This window comes from Microvirga splendida (assembly GCF_016427565.1).
Classification (GTDB): domain Bacteria; phylum Pseudomonadota; class Alphaproteobacteria; order Rhizobiales; family Beijerinckiaceae; genus Microvirga; species Microvirga splendida.
Genome location: NZ_JAELXT010000016.1, coordinates 17,198 through 43,452, shown reverse-complemented (window position 1 = coordinate 43,452; position 26,255 = coordinate 17,198). Strand labels below are relative to the sequence as shown.

Genomic DNA, 26,255 nt, shown 5'->3' with positions numbered 1-26,255 from the left:
GTCGCTACAATCCACAGCAACCAGCGCGGCCGCGCTAAGGCATTATTTCCTCAAGGAAAAGGGGAAAACGAGAGACTTCGGCGAAAGGCTCTCGTGACTCGACAGAGGAAGAAAATGATTCGTATCTTTATAACGTAGAAGGATTCGCTAGAGCCTGAATGAAGGCCCCCATGAGGATCGAACAACAAAGGTCATTCAGAGGGGTACCAGGCCTATGCCTTCAGCCAAGCACTTATTGACGACGGCAGCCGCCGTCCTGATCGCCTCCGCCGTCGGCCAGCCGGCCTCAGCGGAAACTGTCCTGAAGATCAGGATGCTCGGCGATCTCAAGATCATCGATCCGGTCATCAATACGGCGTCGCCCATCCGAGACATGGGCTACATGGTATGGGACACCCTGTTCGCCACCGACGCTGACGGCAAGATCCAGCCGCAGATGGCCGAGAAGAACGAGGTCAGCGCCGACGGCAACGTTCATACGATCACGCTGCGGGACGGGCTGAAGTGGCATGACGGCAAGCCGGTGACCGCTGCCGATTGCGTCGCCTCCATCGAGCGCTGGATGCAGAAGGATGCCTTCGGCAAGGAGCTGAAGGCGAATCTCGGCAAGATCGAGGCCGTGGATGCCAAGACCCTGCGCATCACCATGAACAACTATGGCGGGCTCGTCCTGCAGGCGCTGGGCAAGCCGGGCGCCAATGTGCCCTTCATGATGCCCGAGCGCCTGGCCAAGACGCCGGTCGATCAGCCGGTCACCGAAGCCATCGGCTCCGGCCCGTTCAAGATGATCGAGTGGACTCCGGGCAGCCGAGTCGTCTATGTGAAGAACCAGGATTACGTGCCGCGCAAGGAGCCCGCGAGCGGAATGGCCGGCGGCAAGGTCGCGAAGGTCGACCGTATCGAGCGCATCCATATTCCCGATGATACGGCCGCGGTGAATGCGCTGATCGCCGGCGAGGTCGACTACGTGGAGAACATCCCGCCGGATCTGATCCCGCTCGTCGAAACCAACAAGAACATCGAGGTTCACGTCCGCGACAAGCTCGGCAAGAACCTCCAGATCGTGCTGAACCACAAGCAGCCGCCCTTCGACAACGCGAAGGTGCGTCATGCCGTTCAATACGCCCTCTCCCAGAAGGAGTTCATGGAGGCGTATTTCGGCGAGCAGACCAACCTCTACAAGCTCTGCCCGTCCGTGTTCTTCTGCGGCGCTCCCTATGAGAGCAGCGCCAACGGCGAGCGCGTTATGACGCAGGATTTCGAGAAGGCGAAGGCGCTGCTTGCAGAGGCCAAGTACGACGGCACGCCGCTCGTGGTGCTGCACCCCACCGACCAGAAGGAGCAGAACGACTGGGTCGCTGTGCTCGTGCAGTCCCTGCGCAAGGCCGGCTTCAAGGTCGACGATCAGACCATGGATCTCGCCACCATGTTCTCGCGCCGCGCGAACAACAAGCCGGTGAGCGAAGGCGGATGGCACATCTTCACCACGGGTTGGGGCGGCGTCGACCAGATGCATCCGGCCACCAACGTCTATGTCACCGGCGCCTGCGACCAGGGCTGGTTCGGCTGGGCGTGCGACAAGGAACTGCAGGACCTGCGCAAGGGCTTCTTCGCCGCAACGACGGATGCGGGCCGGAAGGCGGCTGCGGAGAGGATTCAGGCCCGCGTGCACGACGTGGTGCCGTACATTCCGATGGGTCAGAACTTTGCCGTCCATGCCTGGAGCAAGAAGCTCGAGGGCGTTCTCGACGGCCCGGCCTTCTCGTTCTGGAACGTCTCCAAGAAGTAAGCCGTCCACACGGCGCGGCTCTCGCGGGAGGGCTCCTGCAGCCTTTCCCGTGAGGCGCATCCGGCGTGCATGCCGAGGGCGCGGGAGGTCTCCGCAAGGTGCCGGAAACCTCCCGTGTCATGCATCCTCGCAGGTCTCGCCGCATTCTCTCTAGGACAGTTCCATGTTCCGCTACATTGCCCTGCGCCTCCTGACGGCGTTGCCGATCGTTGCCTTCGTGGTCGTTTTCATTTTTTTGATGCTGCATCTGGCGCCCGGCGATCCCGCCGCGCTGGTCGCGGGCGACAATGCCACGCCGCAGCAGCTTGAGGCCATCAGAGCGCGCCTTCATCTCGATCGACCGCTCGCCAGCCAGTTCTGGCTCTGGCTCGTGCAGTTGTCGCAATTCGATCTCGGCCAGTCGATCTTCTCCAATCAGCCGGTCGCCGCACTCATTCTCAAGCGCATCGAGCCTACACTGATGCTGGCGATCTGCACCATGACCATCACGGTGCTCTTCGCCGTTCCCCTCGGCGTTCTTGCCGCGTGGCGCTCCGGCGGCGGAGTGGATCGCTTCGTCATGGGGCTGTCCGTCGTCGGCTTCTCGGTGCCCGTCTTCGTGGTTGCCTATTCCCTCGTCTGGGTGTTCTCCATCAAGCTTGGATGGCTGCCCGTGCAGGGCTACAAGCCGCTCGCGGAAGGCATCTGGGAATGCCTGCGCGGCCTCGTCCTTCCCAGCATCACCCTGTCGCTCGGCCTCTCCGCCCTGGTTGCCCGCGTGACCCGCTCGGCCATGCTGGAAATCCTGTCGGAGGATTACATGCGCACGGCGCGGGCGAAGGGGGCCGGGCTCATGCGCCTGCTCGTCGTCCATGCGCTCAAGAATGCGGGCGTGCCGGTGATGACCGTCGTCGGCATCAGCTTCGCGGTGCTCCTGGGCGGTGTGGTGGTGACCGAGTCGATCTTCACGATCCCGGGGATCGGCCGCCTGACGGTTGATGCCATCCAGCAGCGCGACTACCCGATTGTCCAAGGCGTCATGCTGTTCTTCTCGCTCGTGCTCATCGCCGTCAACCTCCTGGTCGACCTGAGCTATGCGCTCTTCGACCCCCGTATCCGGTACTAGGCTCATGACAACACCGCTCGCCCTGTCCGCGGAGGAGCCTCAGGCTCCGGCTCTTCCCCGGTTCGCCTGGGCCCACAGCCCGCTTCTCCTGGCCGGCGTGGTCATCCTCGGCATCTTCGTGATGATCGCCCTCCTGGCTCCTTTCCTGGTGGCGGATCCCACCGCCATCAACACCTCGAAGCGGCTGAAGCCGCCAAGCGAGATGTTCTGGTTCGGTACGGACCACCTGGGGCGGGATATCTTCGCCCGCACGATGGTCGGCACGCGCAATTCACTCCTCGTCGGGTTCGGCGTGGCCATTTCGGTGACACTCCTGGGAGTCACGATCGGCCTTTACGCCGGCTTCTCCAAGTGGGGCGAGCGCATCTTCATGCGGCTCATGGACGGCCTCATGGCCATCCCCGGCGTTCTCCTGGCCATCGCCCTCGTTGCCCTGTTGCGGGGTGGGCTGCTGGTCGTGATCATCGCCATCACGATCCCGGAAGTGCCGCGCATGGTGCGTCTCGTGCGCAGCGTCGTGCTCACGGTCAAGGAGCAGCCTTTCGTTGATGCCGCCATATCGGTTGGATCGTCGACGCCCAAGATCCTGTGGCTGCACGTGCTGCCCAACACCATCGGGCCGCTCTCGGTTCAGGCTACCTACGTGGCTGTCTCGGCGATCATCGCGGAGGCGGTGCTGAGCTTTCTGGGTGTCGGCACGCCGCCGGAGATTCCGAGCTGGGGCAACATGATGGCTGAAGGACGCGCCTATTTTCAGCTGGCTCCCTGGATCATCGGCTTTCCCGGCCTGATGCTCTCGATCATTGCCCTCACGGTGAACCTTATGGGCGATGCCTTGCGCGAGCGACTGGATCCGCGCCTTGCCCGTCGGAGCGGCCTGAAATGAGCGCCCTTCTTCACGTCGAGAACCTCTCCGTCACATTCGGTTCGGCAGACCGCCGCACCCATGCGGTTTCGGACGTATCCTTCACGCTCGAAGCCGGCAGAACACTCTGCCTCGTGGGCGAGTCCGGCTCCGGCAAGAGTGTGACGTCCATGGCCGTGATGGGCCTCCTGCCGGCCCGCGGCGCAACCGTCGAGGCCAGGCGCCTCGCGTTCGCCGGCGAGGATTTGAGAACCGCGACACCGGCCAGACTCGCCCAGCTCCGGGGCAAGGAAATCTCGATGATTTTCCAGGACCCGATGAGCTCTCTGAACCCGGCCCTCACAATCGGCTACCAGATTGCCGAGGCGGTGCGCCTGCATGAGCCGGTCTCGCGCGCCGAGGCCAGGCGCCGGGCGCTCGACATGCTCGACCGGATGCGCATTCCCGATGCCCGGCGGCGGCTCGACCAATACCCGCATCAGATGTCCGGCGGCATGCGCCAGCGGGTGATGATCGCCATGGCGCTCGCCTGCAACCCGAAGCTCCTCATCGCCGACGAGCCGACCACGGCCCTCGACGTGACCGTCCAGGCGCAGATCCTCTCCCTCATGGACGAGCTCAAGCGCGACATGGGCATGGCCATCCTGCTCATCACCCACGATCTCGGGGTGGTGGCGGAAATGGCCGACGAGGTTGCCGTCATGTATGCGGGGCGCATCGTCGAGCGCGGGCCTGTGACGGCCGTGTTCGACCGTCCCTCGCACGGCTACACCCACGGCCTGCTCGGCGCGAAGCCACGCCGCTCCAGCAGCGAGCGTCTGCTGGAGCTTCCAGGCGGCGTGCCGCGCCTCGATCGTCACGTCGAGACCTGCGCATTCGCGCCTCGCTGCCGTTTCGCCGAGACCGCATGCAGCCAGGAGCCTGTCGCTCCCATCGCCTTCGATGCGGGCCATATGGGCCTTTGCCGCCGCCATGCCGCCGTTCGCGCGGCCGTCGCAATGCAGGTAGATCACCATGCCTGAGACACAACCCATCATCGCCGTCGAGGGCGTGAAGCGTCACTACAAGATCGGCTGGAAGAAGCATGTGCGGGCCGTGGACGGCGTCAGCCTCGAGGTTCATCCCGGCGAAACCCTGGCCCTCGTCGGCGAAAGCGGCTGCGGGAAGTCCACGCTCGCCCGCCTCATCATGCGGCTCGAGCCTGCCACGGCAGGGCGGATCCTCCTGGAAGGGCAGGACATCACGGCCCTTCGGGGTGCGGCCCTCCAGTCGTCGCGCCGCCAGATGCAGATGGTGTTCCAGGACCCTTATGCCTCCGTGAACCCGCGCCTCACGGCCGAGGACATCGTGCGTGAGCCCCTCGACAATTTCCGCATCGGATCGCCGGAGGCGCGGCGGACGATGGTTCGAGCCCTGCTCGGCCGCGTCGGCCTTTCCGCGCAACATGCCACGCGCTATCCGCACGAGCTGTCGGGCGGTCAGCGCCAGCGTCTCGGCATTGCCCGTGCGCTCGCCCTGAACCCGAAGCTGATCGTCGCCGACGAGCCGGTCTCCGCCCTCGATCTGTCGATCCAGGCCCAGGTGATCAACCTGCTCCGCGACCTCCAGGCGGAACTCGGGCTCTCCATGCTGTTCGTCTCGCACGACATCGGCGTCGTGGCCCATGTGAGCCACCGGGTTGCTGTCATGTACCTCGGCCGAATCGTGGAGACCGGCACGACGGCGGATGTGGTGAGCCGCGCGCTGCATCCCTACACCCGTGCCCTGATCGATGCGGTGCCGGTGGAGCATCCGAGTCAGCGCCGGGTGCGCCGCCCCCTCGAGGGAGACCTGCCAAGTCCGTTGAACCCGCCTTCGGGCTGCCGCTTCAACACCCGCTGCCCCCATGCGGAGGCGCGCTGCCGTATCGAGGAGCCGGTGCTGAGAGGCGTCGGCGGCGAAGGGCATCAGGTCGCCTGCCACCTGCTGGCAGAGGATGGCAGCCTGCCGGCGCAGAAGACGGCAGCCTGATGGAGACGCTCGTCCTCGTTCCCGGCCTCCTCTCCGACGAGACCACCTGGGCGGCTCAGATCGGGCATCTCAGCGACCGCTACCGCGTCGTGGTGCCCAAAAGCCATTTCGCCGAGCCCACCATCGCGGCCATGGCGGCGCGCATGCTCCGCGACCTCCCGGAGCGTTTCATCCTCGTCGGCTGGTCCATGGGCGGCTACATCGCCTTCGAGGCGATCCGCCAGGCGCCGGAGCGGATCGCCAAGCTCGGCCTCATCAGCACGTCGGCACGCGCGGATGCGCCTGAGGCCGCCCCCTTGCGCCGGGCGTCGGTGGAACTGGCCGAGCGCACGTCTCCGCGCACGGCCTGGGAGGCGGGCGTGCCGCAGACCTATCACCGTCCCGAACGGATCGACCCTGCCTGGTTCGAGCAGCTCGCACACATGAACGACCGGCTCGGCGCCGCGCTCTACCGCAGCCAGCAGGAGGCGATCATCGCCCGCGCCGACTTGCGCCCGCTCCTCGCCGGGATTCAGGTGCCCACCTTCGTGCTCTGCGGAGTCTATGACCAGCGGACGCCGCCCGACCGTTCCTGGGAAATCGCCAGCGGAATCCCGGGCGCGGAGCTGCACATTCTCGCCGAGTGCGGTCACTGCGCGCCCAACGAGGACCCGGTCATGACCAATGCTCTGCTCGATGCTTGGCTGGCGCGGAAGCAGGGCTCGACCGGCACCTCTTCGAGGTGAGCTGCCGGGCCGGCCCCCTCTGCGGCGACGGAAAGGAGATGGCATACAGAGCCGTGAGAGCGCCATACTTGCTCCTGCTCCGAAAAAGATATAAATATATCTTTATATGTAAGAGCGAGATTTGGCCGTGCCTGACACTCCGTCTCCATCGCTGGACCTGACCCTGGACGTCTTGCGAGCCGCCGCAGAAGAGACGCGCCTGCGGATTCTGGCCCTTCTGATGGAGGGCGAGCTGTCCGTCTCCGACTTCACCGACATCCTGGGCCAGTCCCAACCGCGCATCTCCCGACATCTGAAACTCCTGGTCGAGGCCGGGCTCGTGGAGCGGCACCGGGAGGGGGCCTGGGCCTTCTTCCGTCTCACCGACCGGGGCGCTGCCCTGCGCATCATCCGCCCGACCCTGGAGAGCCTCGACCGCTCCGACCCGCAGCTCCTGGAGGACAGGACCAGGCTTCAGGCGGTGCGCGCCCAGCGTTCGCAGGCGGCGCAAGCCTTCTTCTCCCGGCTGGCGCCCGATTGGGACCGGATCCGCTCCCTGCACGCCCCGGAGGCGGTGGTCGAGGCGGCCGTGCTCGATGCCCTAGGCACGCGGTCGATCCGCAACCTCGTCGATCTCGGCACCGGCACCGGCCGCATGCTCCAGCTGCTGGCGCCCCGCGCCCAGCGGACGGTCGGCCTCGATGCCAGCCATGCCATGCTCTCGGTGGCCCGCGCCAATCTCGAGAAGGCGGGCTTAAGAGGAATCGAGCTGCGCCAGGGCGACATCTATGCCCCTCCGTTCCCGCGCGACACCTTCGATCTCGTCGTGATTCATCAGGTGCTGCACTACCTCGACGACCCAGCCCGGGCGATCCGCGAGGCCGCGCGCCTCGTGGCGCCGGGCGGTCGGATCCTCGTGGTGGATTTCGCGCCCCACAGCCTCGAATTCCTGCGCGAGGCGCAGGCGCATCGCCGTCTCGGCTTCGCCCCGGCCCAGGTCGCCTCCTGGCTCGATGAGGCCGGGCTCGACTGCACCCTCAACCGGGAAATCGCTCCGCCTAAACGAGGCGAAGAGCACCTGACCGTATCCCTTTGGCTTGGCCAGGATCGCCGCACCGTGACGGATTGGCCCTTGAACGAACCCGACAGAGAGGTCGCCTGATGTCACCGCTCACCCTTCGCGCCAGCCGTCAGGCTTCCCGTCCGATCAAGGTGTCGTTCGAGTTCTTTCCGCCTAAGACCCCGGAGATGGAGGCGACCCTGTGGTCGTCGATCCAGCGTCTGGCTCCGCTCAATCCGCAGTTCGTCTCCGTGACCTACGGGGCAGGCGGCTCCACCCGCGAGCGCACCCACGCGACGGTTTCCCGGCTCGTCCGGGAGACGCACCTGAAGCCTGCGGCGCATCTCACCTGCGTGGCGGCCACGAAGGACGAGGTGGATGATGTCGTGCGCTCCTACTGGGATGCAGGCGTGCGCCACATCGTGGCTCTGCGCGGCGATCCGGTGAGCGGAATCGGCACCCAATACGAGGCTCATCCGGGCGGCTACCAGCAGACCTGCGATCTCGTTGCCGGCATCAAGGCCATCGGCGACTTCGAGGTCTCCGTCTCGGCCTATCCGGAGAAGCACCCCGAAGCGGCCTCGCTCGATGCGGACATCGATGCCCTCAAGGCCAAGGTCGATTGCGGTGCGGACCGGGCGATCACGCAGTTCTTCTTCGATAACGACCACTACTTCCGCTATCTCGACCGCGTGCGGGCCCGCGGCATCGACATTCCCATCGTGCCCGGCATCGTGCCGGTGCAGAACTTCAAGCAGACGGCGAACTTCGCCTCGAAGACCGGCGCAAGCGTTCCCGCGTGGCTGGCGGCCCGCTTCGACGGTCTCGACAACGATGTGGAGACCCGAAAGCTCGTAGCCGCAGCGGTGGCTGCCGAACAGGTGCTCGATCTCGTCGACCGCGGCGTCAGCGAATTCCACTTCTACACCATGAACCGCGCCGATCTGGTCTACGCCATCTGCCATCTCCTTGGCCTGCGCGATCAGAACGTGAAGGCGGCTGCCTGACATTACCGAAATCACCGTCGCCAGCCCACAAACCGGCTGCGACGCAAAGAGAACAGATCGAATGACTGCATTCACTCCTCGCCCGGCCAACGGCTCCGACGTGCTCAAGGCGCTTCGTGAGGCCGCATCCAAGCGGATCCTCGTGCTCGACGGCGCCATGGGCACGGAGCTGCAGCGTTCGCGCTTCTCTGAGGAGGACTTCCGCGGCGAGCGCTTCCGGGACTGGAAGCAGGACGTCAAGGGCAACAACGATCTCCTGATCCTCACGCAGCCCGATGCGGTACGCGATGTGCATCTCGCCTATTTCCTGGCAGGTGCCGACATCGTCGAGACCAACACCTTCTCCGGCACCTCCATCGCCCAGGCCGATTACGGCATGGAGGAGATCGTCTACGAGCTGAATTATGAGGGCGCGCGCCTTGCCCGCGAAGCCGCTTTGATGGCCGAGAAGGAGGATGGCCGCCGCCGTTTCGTGGCTGGCGCCGTCGGGCCGACGAACCGCACGCTCTCCATCTCGCCCGATGTGAACAATCCCGGCTACCGCGCCGTCACGTTCGATCAGGTGCGCGAGTCTTACGCCGAGCAGGTGAGGGGGCTCGTCGACGGCGGTTCCGAGATCATCCTCATCGAGACGATTTTCGACACGCTCAACGCCAAGGCGGCTATCGTGGCCACGCAGCAGGTCTTCGCCGAGAGAGGCGTGCAGCTGCCCGTGATGATCTCGGGCACGATCACCGACCTGTCCGGCCGCACGCTGTCGGGCCAGACCCCGGAGGCCTTCTGGTATTCCGTGCGCCACGCGGAGCCGTTCTCCATCGGCCTCAACTGCGCCCTCGGCGCGCGCGAGATGCGGGCGCATATTCAGGAGATCGGCCGGGTCGCCGACACCCTCGTCTGTGCCTATCCCAATGCCGGTCTGCCGAACGAGTTCGGCCTCTACGACGAGCGCCCGGAGGCCACCGCCTCGATGCTGGCGGAGTTCGCCGATTCAGGTCTCGTCAACGTGGTCGGCGGCTGCTGCGGCACGACGCCGGAGCATATCCGCGCGATCGCGGAGGCCGTCGCCGGCAAGGCGCCGCGCTCGGTGCCTAAGATGCAGCCGCTCATGCGCCTATCGGGGCTCGAGCCGTTCACGCTCACCTCCGACATTCCTTTCGTGAATGTGGGCGAGCGCACGAACGTCACCGGCTCCGCCAAGTTCCGCAAGCTCATCACCAACAACGATTACGCCGCCGCACTCGACGTCGCGCGAGATCAGGTGGCGAACGGCGCCCAGATCATCGACGTCAACATGGACGAGGGCCTGCTCGATTCCGAGAAGGCCATGGTCGAGTTCCTCAACCTCGTGGCCGCCGAGCCCGACATTGCCCGCGTGCCGGTGATGGTGGACTCGTCCAAGTTCCATGTGATCGAAGCCGGCCTCAAGTGCCTGCAGGGCAAGGCCATCGTGAACTCGATCTCCATGAAGGAGGGCGAGGCGGCCTTCATCGAGCAGGCGCGGATCTGCCGTGCCTATGGCGCTGCCGTGGTTGTCATGGCCTTCGACGAGCAGGGCCAGGCGGATACCCTGGAGCGCAAGGTCGAGATCTGCACCCGCGCTTACAAGATCCTCACGGAACAGGTCGGCTTCCCGCCGGAGGACATCATCTTCGATCCGAATGTGTTCGCAGTGGCGACCGGCATCGAGGAGCATAACGGCTACGGCGTCGCCTTCCTTGAGGCGACACGAATCATCCGCGAGACGCTGCCGCACGCCCATATCTCGGGCGGCGTGTCGAACCTGTCCTTCTCCTTCCGCGGCAACGAGCCCGTGCGCGAGGCCATGCACTCGGTGTTCCTGTTCCACGCCATCAAGCTCGGCATGGACATGGGCATCGTCAATGCCGGCCAGCTTGCGGTCTATGACGAAATCGATCCAGAACTGCGTGAGCTGTGCGAGGACGTGGTGCTCAACCGCCGTCCCGATGCGACGGAACGCCTGCTTGAAGCGGCGCCCCGCTTCAAGGGCGACGGAACAGGGGCCGTGAAGGCGGCCGATCTCGAATGGCGCTCGTGGGCCGTGGAGAAGCGCATCGAGCATGCCCTCGTCAACGGCATCACCGAGTTCATCGAGCAGGATACGGAAGAGGCCCGCCAGGCGGCCGAGCGCCCACTGCACGTGATCGAAGGTCCGCTCATGGGCGGCATGAACGTGGTGGGCGATCTCTTCGGCGCCGGTAAGATGTTCCTGCCGCAGGTGGTGAAATCCGCCCGCGTGATGAAGCAGGCGGTGGCCTATCTGATGCCGTTCATGGAAGCCGAGAAGGCAGCTAACGGATCCACCGAGCGTTCCGCCGCCGGCAAGGTGCTGATGGCGACCGTGAAGGGTGACGTGCACGACATCGGCAAGAACATCGTCGGCGTGGTTCTTGCCTGCAACAACTACGAGGTCATCGACCTCGGCGTCATGGTGCCGGCCCAGAAGATCCTGGAGACCGCACGCCGGGAGAACGTGGACGTGATCGGCCTCTCTGGTCTCATCACGCCCTCCCTTGATGAGATGGTGAACGTGGCGAGCGAGATGGAGCGTGAGGGCTTCGACATCCCGCTCCTCATCGGCGGCGCCACCACGAGCCGTGTGCACACGGCAGTGAAAATCCACCCGAACTACAACAAGGGCCAGGCGGTCTACGTGACCGATGCGAGCCGCGCCGTCGGCGTCGTGTCCTCGCTGCTCTCGTCCGACATGAAGGACGGCTATGTGGAGACGCTCCGGGCCGAGTACCGCAAGGTGGCGGATGCGCATGCGCGCTCTGAAGCCGACAAGCAGCGCCTTTCCATCGAGAAGGCGCGCGCCAACAGTTTGAAGATCGACTGGGCATCGTACCAGCCCCCGAAGCCTACCTTCACCGGTGCGCGCGTGTTCCGCAGCTACGATGTGAGTGAACTCGTGCCCTATATCGACTGGACTCCGTTCTTCCAGACCTGGGAGCTGAAGGGCCGCTTCCCGGCGATCCTCGAGGACGAGAAGCAGGGCGAGGCCGCGCGCCAGCTCTGGGAGGATGCTCAAGGAATGCTCAAGCAGCTCGTCGAGGAGCGCTGGTTCAATCCGAAGGCGATCATCGGCTTCTGGCCCGCCAACGCGGTGGGCGACGACATTCGTCTCTTCACGGGCGAGAGTCGCTCGGAACAGCTTGCCGCCTTCCACGGGCTGCGCCAGCAGCTCTCCAAGCGCGATGGCAAGCCGAATATCTGCCTGTCCGATTTTGTAGCGCCCGTCGAGAGCGGCAAGCCCGACTGGATTGGCGCCTTCGTGGTGACGTCTGGCATCGAGGAGGTGCGCATCGCCGAGAGGTTCGAGCGCGCCAACGACGATTATCGCTCGATCATGGTGAAGGCCCTGGCCGACCGCATCGCGGAAGCCTTTGCCGAGCGCATGCACGAGCGCGTACGCAAGGAGTTCTGGGGCTATGCGCCGGACGAGAACCTCGGCAACGAGGGCCTGATCGGCGAGGAATACCAGGGCATCCGCCCGGCGCCCGGCTATCCGGCGCAGCCCGATCACACCGAGAAGGCGACCTTGTTCAGCCTGCTCGAAGCCGAGCGCCGTATCGGCGTGACACTCACGGAATCCTACGCCATGTGGCCGGGCTCCTCCGTGTCGGGCCTCTACCTGTCGCACCCGGAAGCGTATTACTTCGGCGTCGCCAAGGTCGAGCGCGATCAGGTTGAGGATTACGCCGAGCGCAAGGGCATGAGCGTGACGGAAGTCGAGCGCTGGCTCAGCCCGATCCTCAACTACGATCCGGCAAGCTACCGGGTGATGGCGGCGGAGTAAGGCCGTATCGTGCACGTCATCCCGGACGGCGCAACCGATCCGGGATGACGAATCCCAATTGTCACTCCCGCCGCAGCGCCTCGATCGGGTCGAGCTTCGCCGCGCGCTGCGCCGGGTAGAACCCGAAGAAGATGCCGACCAGGGCCGAGAAGCCCGCGGCCATGAGGATGGCGTTGGTCGACACGAGCGAGGGCCAGCCGGCGAGCTGCGCCACGAGATAGGCGGCGCCGACGCCAAGGGCGATGCCGAGCGCGCCGCCGATGGTTGAGAGCGTCGTCGCCTCGATGAGGAACTGGCTGAGGATGTCGCGCGGGCGCGCGCCCACCGCCAGCCGCAGGCCGATCTCGCGGGTGCGCTCGGTCACCGAGACCAGCATGATGTTCATGATGCCGATGCCGCCGACGAGCAGCGACACGGCGGCGACGGCTGCGAGCAGCATGGAGAGAGTATTGGCGGAAGCCGAGGCGGTGTTGGCGATCTCGGTCAGGTTGCGGATCGAGAAATCGTCCTCCTGCTCAGCCGTGATGCGGTGGCGCTGGCGCAGCAGGTCCGAGATGCTCTCGATGCCGGGCTCGATGTCGCTCTCGTTGGCGAACTTCACGAAGATCGACCCGACGGAGCCGTCCTTGGCGTAGTTGCGGCCGATCACGCGGCGGCGGCCCGCGTCGAGCGGCACGAAGATCACGTCGTCCTGGTCCTGCCCGAAGGCGGATTGACCCTTGGATGCCATCACGCCGATCACGCGGAACGGCACGTTGCGCACCCGTACGATCTGGTCGATGGGGTCCTCGTCGCCGAAGAGGTTGCGCGCCACCGTCTGCCCGAGCAGGATGACGATGTCTCCGCGGCGGATCTCCTCCGGATCGAAGGTGCGCCCCTCGGCCACGTCCCATTCGCGGGCGGAGAACCAGTCGCCGTCGATGCCGTAGATCCGCGTGCCCCAGTTGCTGCCGCCGGCCACCACCTGCGCGCCGCCCTGCACGAAGGGCGCTGCCGCCACAACGCCGTCGATCTCGCGCCGGATGGCCTCGGCATCGTCATCGGTGAGCGAGGAGGCCGCACCCGCGCCGAGCCGCGCGCCGCCCTGCGTCACGTTTCCCGGCGTCACGATGGCGAGGTTGGCGCCGAGCGAGCGGATCTGCTGGTCGACGAGATTGCGCGCGCCCGAGCCGATCGCCACCACGGCGATCACGGCCGCGACGCCGATCACGATGCCCAGCATGGTGAGCAGGCTGCGCAGGGCATTGGCCAGGATGGCCGAGAACGCAGAGCGGATCGCCTCGAACAGCCTCATTCGGCGGCCTCCGGCGCGAGATCGCGGGCATCGACGGGTGTCTGGCGGCGATCCTCGATCACGCGGCCGTCGCGGAAGCGGACGAGGCGGTGCGCGTGCCGCCCCACCTCCGCATCGTGCGTCACGAGCACGATGGTGACGCCCTCGCGGTTGAGCTCCTGGAACAGCGCCATGATCTCATTGGCCGTGCGGCTGTCGAGGGCGCCGGTCGGCTCGTCGGCGAGCAGCAGGCTCGGGCTGTTGACGAGGGCGCGGGCAATCGCCACGCGCTGCTGCTGCCCGCCGGAGAGCTGCATCGGCCGGTGATGGTCGCGGTCTGCCAGACCGACGCGGCCGAGCGCCTGCAGGGCGCGCTTGCGGCGGGTCCTGCGGCTGAAGCCGGCATAGACCATCGGCAGTTCCACATTGCCCAGCGCATCCACGCGCGGCAGCAGGTTGAACTGCTGGAACACGAAGCCGATCTCCCGGTTGCGCAGGCGCGCCAGGCCGTCCGCATCGAGGCTCTCGACGGCTGTGCCCGCAAGCCGGTACCCGCCGCCGGTCGGCCGGTCGAGGCAGCCGATCAGATTCATGAAGGTGGACTTGCCCGAACCGGATGGACCCATGACGGCAACGAAGTCGCGCTGATCGATGTCGAGCGACACGCCGTCCAGCGCCACGACGCGTCCGGCATCGAGATCGTAAACCCGGCTGAGATCGCGCGTTTCGATGAGAGCCACGGCGCGTTCCTAGAACATCCGCGGCGGGCGCGGGCGGCTCCTGGCGGCGCCATTTTCGCCGTCCGCCGCATCGGCGCGCGCAGCCCCGACGATGATCGCGGCGCCTTCCTGCAATTCGCCGCGGAGAATCTCGGTATAGGCACCATCCGTTGCGCCGAGGCGCACCGGCACGACCTGCGGCTTGCCGTCGTCGCCGATACGATAGATGCGCGCCCTGGTTCCCTCGTCCTGCTCCGGCGGAGCCTGATCGCGGCGCGCACGGCGTCTCGGCTCCTGACCATCGGGCGGAGTACCCCGTGCGTCGCTCGCCATCAGGGCTGCCGGAGGCCGGAAGCGCAGAGCTGCGTTGGGAATGCGCAGCACATCCTCGCGCTCGTCCGTGATGATCTGGAGATTGGCCGTCATGCCGGGCAGCAGCGCCTGATCCTGGTTGAGCACGCTGATGACTGCCGTGTAGGTGACCACGTTCTGCACAGTCTGCGCGGCAAGGCGCACCATGCGCACCCTGCCGTCGAAAGCGCGGTTCGGATAGGCGTTGACCGTGAAGGAGACCTTCTGCCCCTCTTGGAGACGGCCCACATCCGCCTCGTCGATATTGGCGTAGATATCGATCTCGCTGAGGTCCTGCGCGATGGTGAAGAGGGTCGGCGCGGAGAGCGAGGCGGCGACGGTCTGGCCGAGCTCCACTTCGCGCTTCACCACCACGCCGTCGACCGGCGACTTGACCTCCGTGCGGGCGAGATCGATCTCCACGTCCCTGAGCTTCGCCTGCCGCTGCAGGATGATCGCCTCCGTGGATTTCACGTTTGCTTCCGCGAGCGCGAGATCGGCTTTCAATCCAAGCGTCTCCGCTTGGTTCGAGGCGATCTGCGCGTCGGCGGAGGCGAGGTTTGCCGTCTGGATGTCCACCTGCGTGCGGGCCTGCTCCAGGGCCGTCTTCGTTCCCACGGCGCGGCTGGTGAGTTCCGTCTGCCGCTGGAGGCTGCGCCGGGCCTCCTCCAGCTGAGCCTGCGTGCGCTCGCGCTGCGCCCGCAGATCGGCGGCCTGGGCTTCGCCGCGCTGGAGCGCGGAGCGGGCCTTGTCGATCTGCGCGCGTTTGGTGTCGAGATCGGCTTTCGCCTGGGCGAGGTCCGCCAGCGCCGCATCGCGCCGCGACTTGATCTGCTCCGCATAGAGGCGGGCGACCACCTGACCTTGCTTCACGGGGGTGTTGTAGTCGGCGAGGATCTCGACCACCTGGCCGGAGAGCTGCGAACCGACGAGAACCGTCGTGACCGGGTTGAGCGTTCCGGTGGCGCGCACGCTCGCGGTGATCGGGCCGCGATCAACGGTGCCGAGGCGATAGGCCTGGTCCGAGGCGTTGCCGCCCGTGGGCTTCCACAGAACGAAGCCCGCACCTCCCGCCACCAGAAGAATGCCGATGAACCAGACCCAGACGCGCCGCAACGAAAAAACCTCTCGAGCATGGGATGTCATGCGGGGCGATTGTGGCCGATTTCCTATAGTGTTGCGAGTTAACTCTTTGTCATGCGGCCGCTTGCGGCCGGGCTGCGATCAAATTGCGCAGGGTCATGATCGTGGAGGCATCCGCCACGCCGTCCACGCGCTCCGGCCGGAAATGGCGCTGGAAGGCGGCCACCACCTTTTCCGTGTCCTCATCGAATGCGCCGTTGATCTTCAGCCCGTAGCCGTACATCACGAGCATGGCCTGAAGGGCCTCGATGGGCATGCCCTGGTCGCCGCGGGAGAAGAAGCGGCCGTCGCTCGTGGCGGTCGGCGCAACCCAGTGGCCGACCCCCGCCTCGTGCAGGGTCTTCCAGGGAAAGAGCTCGCCGGGATCGACCTTGCGGCCGGGCGCCACATCCGAATGGCCAAGCACGCGGGTGGCGGGAATGCGCCAGCGGGTGACGATGTCCCTGCTCAGCGCCGCCACGCTCTCGATCTGTACATCGGGGAAAGGCGGCAGGCCGCCGGGATGGCCGGGATTGGCGATCTCGATGCCGATGGAGCAGGAATTGATGTCGGTCTCCCCGTCCCAGGAGGAGAGGCCCGCATGCCAGGCCCGGCGCGATTCCGGCACCAGCTGCAGCACGCGCCCGTCACCGAACACGAAGTAATGGGCGGAGACCTGCGACACGGGATTGCAGAGCCATTGCAGCGCCTCGCCCTCGTCCGGCATGCCCGTGTAGTGCAGGATGAGCATGCTGGGGCGCCGGCCGTCCTTGCGCTCGCCGTGATTGGGCGATGGAAACACCTTGGCGGCAACGGGGCTTTCCGGTGTCAGCGCGCTCATGCGGTCACCTGATGTTCCGCTCGGCGGCGACGCGTTCCCAGGCCTCGTTGATGGTGGCGAGCCGCTCGGTGGCGATCTTCACGGCCTCCGGCGGCAGGCCGCGGGCGATCTCCCGGTCCGGGTGGTTGTCGGCCACGAGCTTGCGATAGTGCCGCTTCAGCTCATCGTCGCTCATGCTCCGGTCGGCCTTGAGGATGAGGTAAGGGTCGTCCTTGCGCTTCACATGGCGCGCCGCGATGCGCTCGAAATCCATGTCGGAGAAGGCGAAGATCGTCGCCACATCCTTGAGATAAGCATATTCGGCCTCGTGAACGGCCTCGTCCGCCTTGGCGATGTGGAACAGGCCGTCGAGCACGTCCTCCAGAAGGGCGGGCTCCTCACGGAATTCCTCGTGGATCTGGCGGGCATAGGCCTCGAAGCCGTCCGAGGTTTGCATGGCGAGCTTGAACAGGCGCTCCACCTTATCGTGCTCGCTGTCGGGCACCTCGACGATCTGCTCGAAGGCCCGGATCTCCACGTCGACCACGACGCCGTCGGCCTTCGCCATCTTGGCGGCCAGCGCCACGAGACCCATGGTGAAAATGATATCGCGCGGCGGCTTTCCGAACAAAGCGCCTTCACGATCGACGAGCACATGCCCGGCTACGCCGCCCAGGAGAGCGCCTATCGGCCCGCCAAACGCGAGGCCTATGCCGGCACCCCCGAGCTTACCCCAAATCGACTGAATCATCTTGAGATCAGTCGTACGCTCAAGTGCAGGCAAAAGAAAAGGGGCCGAGAACGCCTCGGCCCCTGAAATTCGCGGTTCTGCGAGATTAGCGGCAGTACACGTTGCCGTAGACGTCCTGGTAGGTGCCATAGGGGCAGGCCGGGCCGCGCGGAGCCGTCGAGGCACCCACGATTGCACCGCCAGCGCCGCCGATGGCCGCACCGGCCAGAGCGCCGCTTGCCGAGCCCGTCGCTGCGCCGCCGATGGCCGCACCAGCGAGACCGCCGATGGCGGCGCCGCCGACTGCACGCTCACCAGGAGTATTGCAGGCTGCCATCGAGAGGGTGAGGGCACCGGCGGCAATGGCTGTCATGATCTTCTTCATGGAGGCTTCCCTGTTGTTGAGCGGGCCGTTGGCCCGGCGGTAGTAGCTTGACCTTACGCTGTCGCCAACTCCTGTGCGGGGAAAGAGTTCCTCCAAACACAGGCGAGACGGCGCGATTCAGAGCCGCTTCAAGGCTAGAATTGCGTTGTAGGGCTCAAGCTCCATGAAGACAATACGGTCAAGCTTGAACCAATTCTGAACAAACTTGCGGCCGAAGGTGCCACATCTTCGCCTCATTCCGCCGTCACCCAGCCCGCCCTTATGGTGATCGGCGGCTGGAGTTTCGGTTTGACTTGGCAACACTTCCTCAGAACGCTGGCGATTGCATGTCTTGGCGCAACGGCCCTCATTGTGGCATCGCAGGCGCGGGCCGGCGGAGGTGACAACGCTCCCATCTCTCCCGACCAGGCCGAGCAGTTCCTTGACGCCGCGGCCGCCGAGGCAGCGGCCTTCGCCGAGGAGGAAGCCGCAGCAGCCTCTGCCGAGGAGGAGCCGGAGCCGGACGCCAAGGCTGCCGGCAAGAAGAAGCCGGAAGCCGTCGCCTCCAAGCCAGCCAAGCCTCAGGCAGGCAAGGCGGAAGCAGCCCGACCTGAGAAGGCCGTGGCAGCGACGGCCGTCCCGGAAGAGGCGGATCAGGAGACCGCGTCCCTTCCCGCGTCGCCGGTGGGTGCCGGGTCGAAGGCCCGTATGCCCGACGCGGCTCGTGCCGTCGCGCTCAAGCCTCTCATTGCCCGCTACGCCTCCGAGAACGGTCTGCCCTACGAATTGGCCGATGCCGTGGTCCGGCTCGAGAGCCGCTACAATGCGGGCGCGCGAAACGGCCCGCACATGGGCCTCACCCAGATCAATGTCCGCACGGCCCAGTCTCTGGGCTATAAAGGGGATGCCGCCGGCCTTCTCGATGCGGAAACCAATCTCCGCTATGGCCTCAAGTACCTCGCCACCGCCTACAGGCTCGCAGGCGGCGATACCTGCGGCACGATCCTGCGCTACCAGTTCGGCCACCGCACGCAGACCATGACGGCAGCCTCCCGTGCCTATTGCGCCAAGGTGAAGGTCATCACGGCGGCGGCGGATTAGAGCATCGGACCCAAAAGTGGATCTGCACTTTTGGGATCAATTCTGATGCTCAACCCCTTCGCCCTTGACGCCGGGACCCATTTGGCACCACATCGCCTCCGTCAGCCGGCCGGGCGGCCGCTTCGAGCTTGCTCGGGGAGGAAAGTCCGGGCTCCATGGAAGCAAGGTGCCGGATAACGTCCGGCGGGGGAAACCCTAGGGAAAGTGCCACAGAAAGCAGACCGCCTCGCAAGGTCCTCGGACCCCGAGGTCAGGGTGAAAGGGTGCGGTAAGAGCGCACCGCGGACGCAGCAATGCGGACGGCATGGTAAACCCCACCAGGAGCAAAACCGAATAGGGACGACAGGCGCTCGCGCCAGGCCCGCTTCCAGGCTGGTCGTCCGGGTTGGTTGCTTGAGGCGGTCAGCAATGATCGTCCCAGAGGAATGGTCGCCACGTCCAAGGTCTTAGACTTTGGGCCCCACAGAACCCGGCTTACAGGCCGGCTGACCCCATCTTTCCACAGGCCACAATCTGCAAGAAAGCGGAGCAAACCTTTGCTCCGCTTACGATTCATTAACCGTAAATGCGTCTCATGGGGAACGCATGCCATAAGGCCTGCGCTCCCGCTCCGTTCCGTTGACGACCATATTATCCCATGTTATCCCAAACCATCCCGTCGACGGTGTCTTCCGAAGAGGGCGTCAAGCACAGAAGAGATGCTGACGTTCTGCCTCGGAAAGTAGCGTCTCCACCATCTGCGGGTGGCAGATCCTCAAGATCTGCCGGGGGGCTGACAATCAGGAGCGTGCGAGCTGCGGCCAATGAACCGCTTCGTGTCCAATTTCACCAACAAGTTGGATTCGAAGGGTCGCGTCTCGATCCCCGCATCCTTCAGGGCCGTGCTGGCCCGGGATGGATTCGAGGGGCTCTACGTGCATCCGGCGCTCGATGCGCCGGCATTGGACGCGGGCGGCAACGTGCTTCTGAACGAGATCGATGCGTTCTTGTCGACGCTGTCGCCCTATTCGGACGAGCGGGATCAGCTGTCGACGGCATTGTTCGGAACCAGCGAGATTCTGAAGGTCGATCCGGAGGGGCGTGTCATCCTGACGGACACAGTAAAAGTGCATGCCGGGATCGGCGATACGGTGACGTTCGTCGGACTTGGTCACAAGTTCCAGATTTGGGAGCCAGAACGCTTCCGTGCGCACTTGGAGGAGGCGCGCACGAAGGTCCGAGACCTGAAGAAAGCGTTGGGCAACCGGATTGTGGAGCCGAGGCTAGTGCAGAACACCTCACCAGGAGTACGGGAACGATGATGGGACGCGGCGACGGCCCAGGAGCCGGAGCCGCTGGCGGACCGTCCCGTCACGTTCCCGTTCTCCTGGCGGAGGTTGGCACGGCACTCGATGCAAAGCGCGGCGGCGTTTTCATCGACGGCACATTCGGCGCAGGCGGCTACACGCGCGCCATTCTCGATGCGCATCCGCAGAACAAGGTGATCGCCATCGACCGCGATCCCGATGCCATCGCAGGCGGCGCGGCGCTTGCAGCCAAATACAAGAAACGTCTGATGCTCGTGCCGGGACGCTTCGGCGATCTCGACGACATCGCGCGCGAACAGGAATTCGACGCCGTCGACGGCGTCGTGCTCGATATCGGCGTGTCCTCCATGCAGCTCGATCAGGCTGAGCGCGGCTTCTCGTTCCGCAACGAGGGGCCGCTCGACATGCGCATGGAGCAGTCGGGCCCGAGCGCGGCGGACCTCGTCAACGAGGCGTCGGAAGCCGAGCTCGCGGACATCTTCTATCATTACGGCGAGGAGCGGCGCGCCCGTGCCGTCGCACGCGCGGTCATCGAGGCGCGGCGCCGCCAGCCCTTCGAGACCACGCGGCAGCTGGCCGATCTCGTGGCCTCCCTGATTCGCCAGGAGCCCAGCGGCATTCACCCGGCCACGCGCGTGTTCCAGGGGCTGCGCATCGCCGTCAACGACGAACTCGGAGAGCTGGCTCGCGCCCTGCATGCGGCCGAGCGCATCCTCAAGCCGGGCGGACGCCTCGTGGTGGTCACGTTCCACTCGCTCGAAGACCGCATCGTGAAGCAGTTCTTTGCCTCCCGCACCGGGCGTGCGCCGACAGGCTCACGCCATCTGCCGACGGCGGCCGCACCTGAGCCCACTTTCGATGCGATCACCCGCGGCCCCATCGCTCCGAGCGAGCAGGAGATGGCGCGCAACCCGCGGGCGCGTTCGGCGAAGCTGCGCGCGGGCGCACGCACCGACACGCCGCCGCAGGAGCCGTTGAGCGCCATCACCATGCTGGCCGAACTGCCGCAGACAGCCGAGAAAAGGGGAGGGCGCCGGTGATCCGATTGCTCCATATCATCGTGATCTCCGCCCTCATCGCGTCGGCGGGATACGCCTACTCGGTCAAGTACGAGACGCTCTACTATGTGGAGCAGGTGGCGAAGCTGAAGTCGCAGGTCAGCCGCGAGCGCGAAGCCATCGCCGTGCTGCAGGCCGAGTGGCAATATCTCGATCGTCCGGATCGCCTCCAGGAGGCCGCCGACAAGCACCTCGATCTGCAGGCGCTGAAGATCCAGCAACTCGCGCGTCTGTCCGACCTGCCGAACCGCCCGTCCCGCGAGGATGAGATCGGCCGCAAGCTCGAAGCCCTCGGACTGCTCGAGCCGACCTCGACCCCGAAGGACAAAAACTCGGGCGCCCGCACCCCGACGACTCAAACCCCGAAACGGTGAGCCTCGTGTCGCAAGAGTCCCAAACCGAATGGCAGGATCAGAGCCTTCCTGCACGGCGCCCGAAGCGCGGCGTGCTCGGTCACGCCCGCGAATTGTTCCGTCTGCGCCATGACAAGAGCACGTCGCGCGTGGGCCTTGCGGCTGTGTGCTTCGTGGGTCTGTTCAGCCTGATCGGCGGGCGCCTCATCCATCTTGCCGTGACGAGCGAGAACACGAGCGAGGTGCGCCGTGCGGCCTCCTCCGAGATCTCCGCCGCGCGCCCCGATATCGTCGATCGCAACGGCGAGGTTCTGGCGACCGACGTGAAGATGGTGTCGGTCTTCGCCGAGCCGCGCAACATCGTCGACAAGGATGAGGCGGTCGAGCTGCTCACCGCCGTGCTGCCCGATCTCGACGCCACGGACCTGCGCAACAAGCTTGGTACGAAGAAGGGCTTCGTCTGGGTCAAGCGCGAGATCACGCCGCGCCAGCAGGCGGAGGTGCACCGCCTCGGCATTCCCGGTATCGGCTTCCTCCCTGAGAACAAGCGCGTCTATCCTAATGCGGAGGCCGCCGCACACGTGCTGGGCTTCGCCAACGTGGACAATGTGGGCATCGCCGGCATCGAGAAATACATCGACAGCATGGGCCTGCAGGACCTCAACGGCGCAGGCTTCAACATCTCCGCCGCCGACCTCAAGCCCATCCAGCTCTCCCTGGATCTGCGCGCACAGCACGCCCTGCGCGACGAGCTGGCAAAAGGCATGGCGAAGTTCAAGGCCAAGGCCACGGCGGGCGCGATCCTGGACGTGAACACGGGCGAGATCATCGCCCTCGTGTCGCTGCCCGACTACGATCCCAACAACCCGGTCGACGCGCTCGACAAGGACCGGATCAACCGCATCAATGTCGGCGTGTTCGAGATGGGCTCGACCTTCAAGGCGTTGACGGTCGCCATGGCGCTCGATTCCGGCAAGTACAACATCAACTCGACCTTCGATGCGCGCTCCGGCCTGCGCTACGGCAAGTTCACCATCGGCGACTATCACCCCACCCGGCGCGTTCTCTCTACCCCGGAAGTGTTCGTGCACTCGTCGAACATCGGCACCGCCCGCATGGCCCTTGGCATCGGCGTCGAGGGTCACAAGGCCTTCCTGCGCAAGATGGGCCAGCTCACCCGTCTCGAGACGGAACTGCCGGAAAGCGCGCTGCCGATCGTCCCGCCGCGCTGGGGCGAGCTCAACACGATGACCATCGCGTTCGGCCACGGCCTCGCGGTCGCGCCGCTTCAGGCGCTCTCGGCCGTGGGCGCGCTGGTGAACGGCGGCATCATGATCAAGCCGACCTTCCTGAAGCGCACGGTGGAAGAGGCGCGCCAGAACGCCCTGCAGGTGCTCAAGCCCGAGACGAGCGAGGCTATGCGCTATGTGATGCGCCTCAACGCTTCGACGCCGGAAGGCTCCGCCGGAAATGCCTCGATTGCCGGCTTCTTCGTCGGCGGCAAGACCGGCACCGCCGAGAAGGTGATCAACGGCCGTTATGCCAAGAACAAGAACTTCACCACCTTCACGGCGGTGGTTCCGGCCGACAAGCCGAAATACGTGTTCCTGACCATCATGGACGAGCCGCAGGCGGTGGAAGGCACCTACGGCTTCTCGACCGCGGGCTGGAACGCGGCTCCCGTGACCGGCAACATCATCGAGCGCATTGCGCCGCTGCTCGGCGTGCCGCCGCGCTTCGAGCCGCCGGCGCAGCCTTTCCCGCTCATGTCGCGACTCGGCGCCTGGGGCAGCAATCGATGAACGCACGATCCAAAACTCTCGGCGATCTTCTCGATCTCGCGGCAGGCGACGCTCACGCGTCTCTTGCCGTGTCGAAGATTGCCTCCGACAGCCGCAAGGTGGAGCCTGGCACCCTGTTCTTCGCCGTGCCCGGCACCAAGGTGGACGGCATGAGCTTCGTGCCGCAGGCAGCCGCCGCGGGTGCGGTTGCCATCGCTGGCGAGGCGGAGCGGCCGGCGGATCTGCCGGATCACTTAGCTTATGTTCAGGTGAAGGACGTGCGCCGAACGCTCGCTCTTGCGGCCGCGCGCTTCTACCCGGCACAGCCCGAGAAGGTCGTTGCCGTCACTGGCACGAGCGGCAAGAGTTCCGTGGCCGATTTCATCCGCCAGCTCTTCGCACATCTGGGCTACAAGTCCGCCAGCGTCGGTACGCTCGGCATCATCACGTCGGATGGCGCGGCCTACGGCTCGCTCACGACGCCCGATCCGATCTCCCTGCACGAGAGCTTCGACCGCCTGGCCAATGACGGCGTCACGCGTCTTGCCATGGAGGCGTCCTCGCATGGCATTGATCAGCGCCGCCTCGACGGGGTGCGTCTGCATGCTGCAGGCTTCACCAATCTCGGCCGCGACCATCTCGATTATCACGCCACGACGGAAGCCTATGCGGCGGCAAAGCTTCGTCTGTTCGATACGCTTCTGCCGCAGGATGCCCCCGCCATCATCAATACGGACGGCTCCTATGCGGACGTGTTCCTGCACGGGGTGCACAATCGCGGGCTCAAAGTCATCACCACCGGCAGCACGGGCGAGACTATTCGTCTCGTCGAAGCGCGCGCCGAGGGCTTCACGCAGGCGCTGACCATCGAGGCTTTCGGGAAAACCTTCCGGACACATCTTCCGCTTCTCGGTGCCTTCCAGGTCGAGAACGCGCTCGTCGCCGCAGGCCTCGTGCTGGCGGTGGAAGGGGAGGGCCGGGCGGCCGAGGTGTTCGAGGGCTTCACGGAGCTGAAAGGCGTGCGCGGCCGTCTCGAGCAGGTAGGCGAGGTGGATGGTGCCATCTGCATCGTCGATTACGCCCACAAGCCCGATGCGCTCGCCCATGTGCTCGATGCCCTGCGCCCGTTCGTGACGGGCAAGCTGTTCTGCATCGTCGGTTGCGGCGGTGACCGGGATCAGGGCAAGCGCCCTCTGATGGGCCGCATTGCCAACGACAAGGCCGATGTGGTCATCGTCACGGACGATAATCCTCGCTCCGAGGAGCCGGCCGCCATCCGCGCTGAGGTCATGAAGGGCGCGCCCCGCGCCCGGGAGATCGGCGACCGCGCCGAGGCCATCCGCACCGCTGTTAGCGAGCTTCGCCGGGGCGATATTCTGGTCGTGGCCGGCAAAGGCCATGAAACGGGCCAAATCATCGGCGACCGGACCCTGCCGTTCTCGGACCACGACGAGGTCCGGGCGGCCATCGCAGCGAGGCAGGGATGAATTCGCCCCTCTGGACGAAAGATGAGATTGCAGCCGCCACCGGCGCCCGCATCGGCTCCGGCTTCGCGCAGGCGACGGGTGCGTCCATCGACACGCGTACGCTCGAGCCGGGTGATCTGTACTTTGCCATCAAGGGCGACGTGCATGACGGCCACGCTTTCGTGCCGGCGGCCCTGGAGAAGGGCGCCTCGGCCGCCATCGTGTCCGAGGACAAGGCTCCTGAATTCGCAGGCTCCGACCGGCTGATCGTGGTGCCCGACGTGCTCGAGGCCATGCGCCAGCTCGGCCGCGCGGCCCGTGCCCGCACGAAGGCCAGGATCGTCGCCGTCACCGGCTCCGTCGGCAAGACCGGCACCAAGGAGGCCATGCGCCTCGCGCTCTCCGGCCAGGGCGTAACCCACGCATCGGTCGCCTCCTACAACAACCATTGGGGCGTGCCGCTGACCCTCGCCCGCATGCCGCGCGAGACCACGTTCGGTGTGTTCGAAATCGGCATGAACCATGCCCATGAGATTCTGCCGCTCACCGGCATGGTGCGCCCGCATGTGGCGGTGATCACCACGGTCGAGCCTGTCCATATCGAGTTCTTTCCCTCGCTCTGGGGCATCGCCGATGCCAAGGGTGAGATCTTCTCGGGTCTGGAGCCCGGCGGCACGGCCGTCATCAACCGCGACAACGCCTATTTCGAGCGCATGCGCGCCCATGCCTATGCCTCGGCGGCCGGACGGGTCGTCACCTTCGGCGAGCACGAGGCGGCGGATATCCGCGCGCACCGCATCGTCGTGAAGCCCGACCATTCCATGGTCGAGGCCACGATCTTCGGCCAGCCCCTGACCTACAGGATCGGCACGGCAGGCCGGCACCACGCCCTGAATTCCTTGAGCGTGCTCGCGGCCTCATATGCGCTCGGCGCAGATCCGGCGCTGGTGGCGCGCTCCTTTGCCGAACTCAAGCCCCCGGTCGGGCGCGGCGAGCGCACCATGCTCGCCCTCGACGGCGGCGAGGCCCTGCTGATCGACGAAAGCTACAATGCCAACCCGGCTTCCATGCGCGCGGCGCTGGCCAATCTCGGCGCTGTGGAGCTGGAGCGCGGGGCGCGGCGGATCGCCGTGCTGGGCGACATGAAGGAACTGGGCGAAACGGGCCCGGCTCTGCATGCCGGGCTGGCGGAAGCGGTCCGGGCGAACGGGGTCGATCTGGTCTTCGCTGCCGGCGGCCTGATGAAGAACCTCGTGGATGCCTTGCCGCAATCGCTGGTCGCAGCACATGCGGAAACCTCCGCCGAACTGGTCGACGCGGTCTGCGCTGCGGTCCGTCCCGGCGATGCGGTGACCGTCAAGGGCTCGCTCAGCATGAAGATGGCCCTGGTTGTCAAAGCTTTGAAAGAACGTTACGGCGCGAGCGCAACGGCCCACGCGCTGAAAGGATGATC

22 protein-coding genes and 1 other RNA gene are annotated in these 26,255 nt (G+C 65.8%); 17 read left to right on the top strand and 6 right to left on the bottom strand.

Annotated elements, in window-relative coordinates; all coding sequences use genetic code 11:
• Positions 1-235 precede the first annotated feature (235 nt).
• The 9 genes from JAO75_RS15275 (at position 236) to metH (ending at position 12,357) form a co-directional block, all read left to right on the top strand.
• On the top strand, positions 236-1,789 hold the full coding sequence (locus tag JAO75_RS15275; RefSeq protein ID WP_199049999.1) for an ABC transporter substrate-binding protein: 1,554 nt from the start codon (positions 236-238) through the stop codon (positions 1,787-1,789).
• 163 nt (positions 1,790-1,952) lie between these two features.
• Positions 1,953-2,894, top strand: a complete 942-nt coding sequence (locus JAO75_RS15270) for an ABC transporter permease (protein WP_199049998.1) — start codon at positions 1,953-1,955, stop codon at positions 2,892-2,894.
• A 4-nt stretch (positions 2,895-2,898) separates the two neighbouring features.
• Positions 2,899-3,780 carry an ABC transporter permease gene (locus tag JAO75_RS15265; RefSeq protein ID WP_199049997.1) on the top strand — a complete coding sequence of 294 codons (882 nt, stop codon included), beginning with the start codon at positions 2,899-2,901 and terminating at the stop codon, positions 3,778-3,780.
• Complete coding sequence (locus tag JAO75_RS15260) at positions 3,777-4,781, top strand: ABC transporter ATP-binding protein (RefSeq protein WP_199049996.1); 1,005 nt, start codon at positions 3,777-3,779, stop codon at positions 4,779-4,781. The genes JAO75_RS15265 and JAO75_RS15260 overlap by 4 nt, the downstream gene beginning before the upstream one ends.
• Positions 4,774-5,769 (top strand): ABC transporter ATP-binding protein, encoded by a 996-nt coding sequence (locus JAO75_RS15255; RefSeq protein WP_199049995.1) that lies wholly within the window; start codon positions 4,774-4,776, stop codon positions 5,767-5,769. Before JAO75_RS15260 ends, JAO75_RS15255 begins: the two co-directional genes overlap by 8 nt.
• The gene (locus tag JAO75_RS15250; protein ID WP_199049994.1) at positions 5,769-6,494 is read left to right on the top strand and encodes an alpha/beta fold hydrolase; all 726 of its coding nucleotides are present in this window, start codon (positions 5,769-5,771) and stop codon (positions 6,492-6,494) included. The genes JAO75_RS15255 and JAO75_RS15250 overlap by 1 nt, the downstream gene beginning before the upstream one ends.
• Positions 6,495-6,621: 127 nt before the next feature.
• A complete protein-coding gene (locus tag JAO75_RS15245; protein WP_199049993.1) occupies positions 6,622-7,635 on the top strand; it encodes a metalloregulator ArsR/SmtB family transcription factor in 1,014 nt (337 codons plus the stop codon).
• The gene (gene metF / locus JAO75_RS15240) at positions 7,635-8,540 is read left to right on the top strand and encodes a methylenetetrahydrofolate reductase [NAD(P)H] (RefSeq protein WP_199049992.1); all 906 of its coding nucleotides are present in this window, start codon (positions 7,635-7,637) and stop codon (positions 8,538-8,540) included. Before JAO75_RS15245 ends, metF begins: the two co-directional genes overlap by 1 nt.
• A 61-nt stretch (positions 8,541-8,601) precedes the next feature.
• Positions 8,602-12,357 carry a methionine synthase gene (metH, locus tag JAO75_RS15235; protein ID WP_199049991.1) on the top strand — a complete coding sequence of 1,252 codons (3,756 nt, stop codon included), beginning with the start codon at positions 8,602-8,604 and terminating at the stop codon, positions 12,355-12,357.
• Between the two features lie 61 nt (positions 12,358-12,418).
• Here the strand turns inward: metH and JAO75_RS15230 are convergent, their stop codons facing one another.
• From JAO75_RS15230 to JAO75_RS15205, 6 genes are all read right to left on the bottom strand, one after another.
• Entirely contained in the window at positions 12,419-13,651 is a 1,233-nt protein-coding gene (locus tag JAO75_RS15230; RefSeq protein ID WP_199049990.1) for an ABC transporter permease, read from the bottom strand.
• Positions 13,648-14,370 (bottom strand): ATP-binding cassette domain-containing protein, encoded by a 723-nt coding sequence (locus JAO75_RS15225; RefSeq protein ID WP_199049989.1) that lies wholly within the window; start codon positions 14,368-14,370, stop codon positions 13,648-13,650. Before JAO75_RS15225 ends, JAO75_RS15230 begins: the two co-directional genes overlap by 4 nt.
• A gap of 9 nt (positions 14,371-14,379) precedes the next feature.
• A complete protein-coding gene (locus JAO75_RS15220; protein ID WP_199049988.1) occupies positions 14,380-15,816 on the bottom strand; it encodes an efflux RND transporter periplasmic adaptor subunit in 1,437 nt (478 codons plus the stop codon).
• A 79-nt stretch (positions 15,817-15,895) separates the two neighbouring features.
• The gene (locus JAO75_RS15215) at positions 15,896-16,663 is read right to left on the bottom strand and encodes an N-acetylmuramoyl-L-alanine amidase (protein ID WP_199049987.1); all 768 of its coding nucleotides are present in this window, start codon (positions 16,661-16,663) and stop codon (positions 15,896-15,898) included.
• Between the two features lie 4 nt (positions 16,664-16,667).
• On the bottom strand, positions 16,668-17,393 hold the full coding sequence (locus JAO75_RS15210; RefSeq protein ID WP_199049986.1) for a TerB family tellurite resistance protein: 726 nt from the start codon (positions 17,391-17,393) through the stop codon (positions 16,668-16,670).
• A gap of 85 nt (positions 17,394-17,478) precedes the next feature.
• A complete protein-coding gene (locus tag JAO75_RS15205; protein ID WP_036351002.1) occupies positions 17,479-17,757 on the bottom strand; it encodes a glycine zipper domain-containing protein in 279 nt (92 codons plus the stop codon).
• Positions 17,758-18,045: 288 nt separating this feature from the next.
• On the opposite strand from JAO75_RS15205, the gene JAO75_RS15200 reads away from it, so the two are divergent.
• The 8 genes from JAO75_RS15200 to JAO75_RS15165 all read left to right on the top strand — a co-directional run bounded on the left by JAO75_RS15200 (position 18,046) and on the right by JAO75_RS15165 (position 26,253).
• Positions 18,046-18,837 carry a lytic transglycosylase domain-containing protein gene (locus JAO75_RS15200; RefSeq protein ID WP_199049985.1) on the top strand — a complete coding sequence of 264 codons (792 nt, stop codon included), beginning with the start codon at positions 18,046-18,048 and terminating at the stop codon, positions 18,835-18,837.
• A 101-nt stretch (positions 18,838-18,938) separates the two neighbouring features.
• Positions 18,939-19,330: RNase P RNA component class A (gene rnpB, locus JAO75_RS15195), an RNA gene on the top strand.
• Positions 19,331-19,640: 310 nt separating this feature from the next.
• Positions 19,641-20,138, top strand: coding sequence for a division/cell wall cluster transcriptional repressor MraZ (gene mraZ / locus JAO75_RS15190; protein ID WP_199049984.1), 498 nt, complete (start codon positions 19,641-19,643; stop codon positions 20,136-20,138).
• A complete protein-coding gene (gene rsmH, locus JAO75_RS15185; protein WP_199049983.1) occupies positions 20,135-21,184 on the top strand; it encodes a 16S rRNA (cytosine(1402)-N(4))-methyltransferase RsmH in 1,050 nt (349 codons plus the stop codon). Before mraZ ends, rsmH begins: the two co-directional genes overlap by 4 nt.
• Positions 21,181-21,576, top strand: coding sequence for a cell division protein FtsL (ftsL, locus tag JAO75_RS15180; protein ID WP_199049982.1), 396 nt, complete (start codon positions 21,181-21,183; stop codon positions 21,574-21,576). The genes rsmH and ftsL overlap by 4 nt, the downstream gene beginning before the upstream one ends.
• Positions 21,573-23,357 (top strand): penicillin-binding transpeptidase domain-containing protein, encoded by a 1,785-nt coding sequence (locus tag JAO75_RS15175; RefSeq protein ID WP_199049981.1) that lies wholly within the window; start codon positions 21,573-21,575, stop codon positions 23,355-23,357. Before ftsL ends, JAO75_RS15175 begins: the two co-directional genes overlap by 4 nt.
• Complete coding sequence (locus JAO75_RS15170) at positions 23,354-24,823, top strand: UDP-N-acetylmuramoyl-L-alanyl-D-glutamate--2,6-diaminopimelate ligase (protein WP_199049980.1); 1,470 nt, start codon at positions 23,354-23,356, stop codon at positions 24,821-24,823. The genes JAO75_RS15175 and JAO75_RS15170 overlap by 4 nt, the downstream gene beginning before the upstream one ends.
• A complete protein-coding gene (locus tag JAO75_RS15165) occupies positions 24,820-26,253 on the top strand; it encodes a UDP-N-acetylmuramoylalanyl-D-glutamyl-2,6-diaminopimelate--D-alanyl-D-alanine ligase (protein ID WP_199049979.1) in 1,434 nt (477 codons plus the stop codon). The genes JAO75_RS15170 and JAO75_RS15165 overlap by 4 nt, the downstream gene beginning before the upstream one ends.
• The last annotated feature ends 2 nt before the right edge of the window (positions 26,254-26,255 follow it).

Coding starts and splice junctions, on each gene's coding strand:
- JAO75_RS15270 (WP_199049998.1), top strand. CDS start 1,953: ATGTTCCGCTACATTGCCCTGCGCCTCCTGACGGCGTTGCCGATCGTT.
- JAO75_RS15265 (WP_199049997.1), top strand. CDS start 2,899: ATGACAACACCGCTCGCCCTGTCCGCGGAGGAGCCTCAGGCTCCGGCT.
- JAO75_RS15260 (WP_199049996.1), top strand. CDS start 3,777: ATGAGCGCCCTTCTTCACGTCGAGAACCTCTCCGTCACATTCGGTTCG.
- JAO75_RS15255 (WP_199049995.1), top strand. CDS start 4,774: ATGCCTGAGACACAACCCATCATCGCCGTCGAGGGCGTGAAGCGTCAC.
- JAO75_RS15250 (WP_199049994.1), top strand. CDS start 5,769: ATGGAGACGCTCGTCCTCGTTCCCGGCCTCCTCTCCGACGAGACCACC.
- metF (WP_199049992.1), top strand. CDS start 7,635: ATGTCACCGCTCACCCTTCGCGCCAGCCGTCAGGCTTCCCGTCCGATC.
- metH (WP_199049991.1), top strand. CDS start 8,602: ATGACTGCATTCACTCCTCGCCCGGCCAACGGCTCCGACGTGCTCAAG.
- JAO75_RS15230 (WP_199049990.1), bottom strand. CDS start 13,651: ATGAGGCTGTTCGAGGCGATCCGCTCTGCGTTCTCGGCCATCCTGGCC.
- JAO75_RS15215 (WP_199049987.1), bottom strand. CDS start 16,663: ATGAGCGCGCTGACACCGGAAAGCCCCGTTGCCGCCAAGGTGTTTCCA.
- JAO75_RS15210 (WP_199049986.1), bottom strand. CDS start 17,393: ATGATTCAGTCGATTTGGGGTAAGCTCGGGGGTGCCGGCATAGGCCTC.
- JAO75_RS15205 (WP_036351002.1), bottom strand. CDS start 17,757: ATGAAGAAGATCATGACAGCCATTGCCGCCGGTGCCCTCACCCTCTCG.
- mraZ (WP_199049984.1), top strand. CDS start 19,641: ATGAACCGCTTCGTGTCCAATTTCACCAACAAGTTGGATTCGAAGGGT.
- rsmH (WP_199049983.1), top strand. CDS start 20,135: ATGATGGGACGCGGCGACGGCCCAGGAGCCGGAGCCGCTGGCGGACCG.
- JAO75_RS15170 (WP_199049980.1), top strand. CDS start 23,354: ATGAACGCACGATCCAAAACTCTCGGCGATCTTCTCGATCTCGCGGCA.
- JAO75_RS15165 (WP_199049979.1), top strand. CDS start 24,820: ATGAATTCGCCCCTCTGGACGAAAGATGAGATTGCAGCCGCCACCGGC.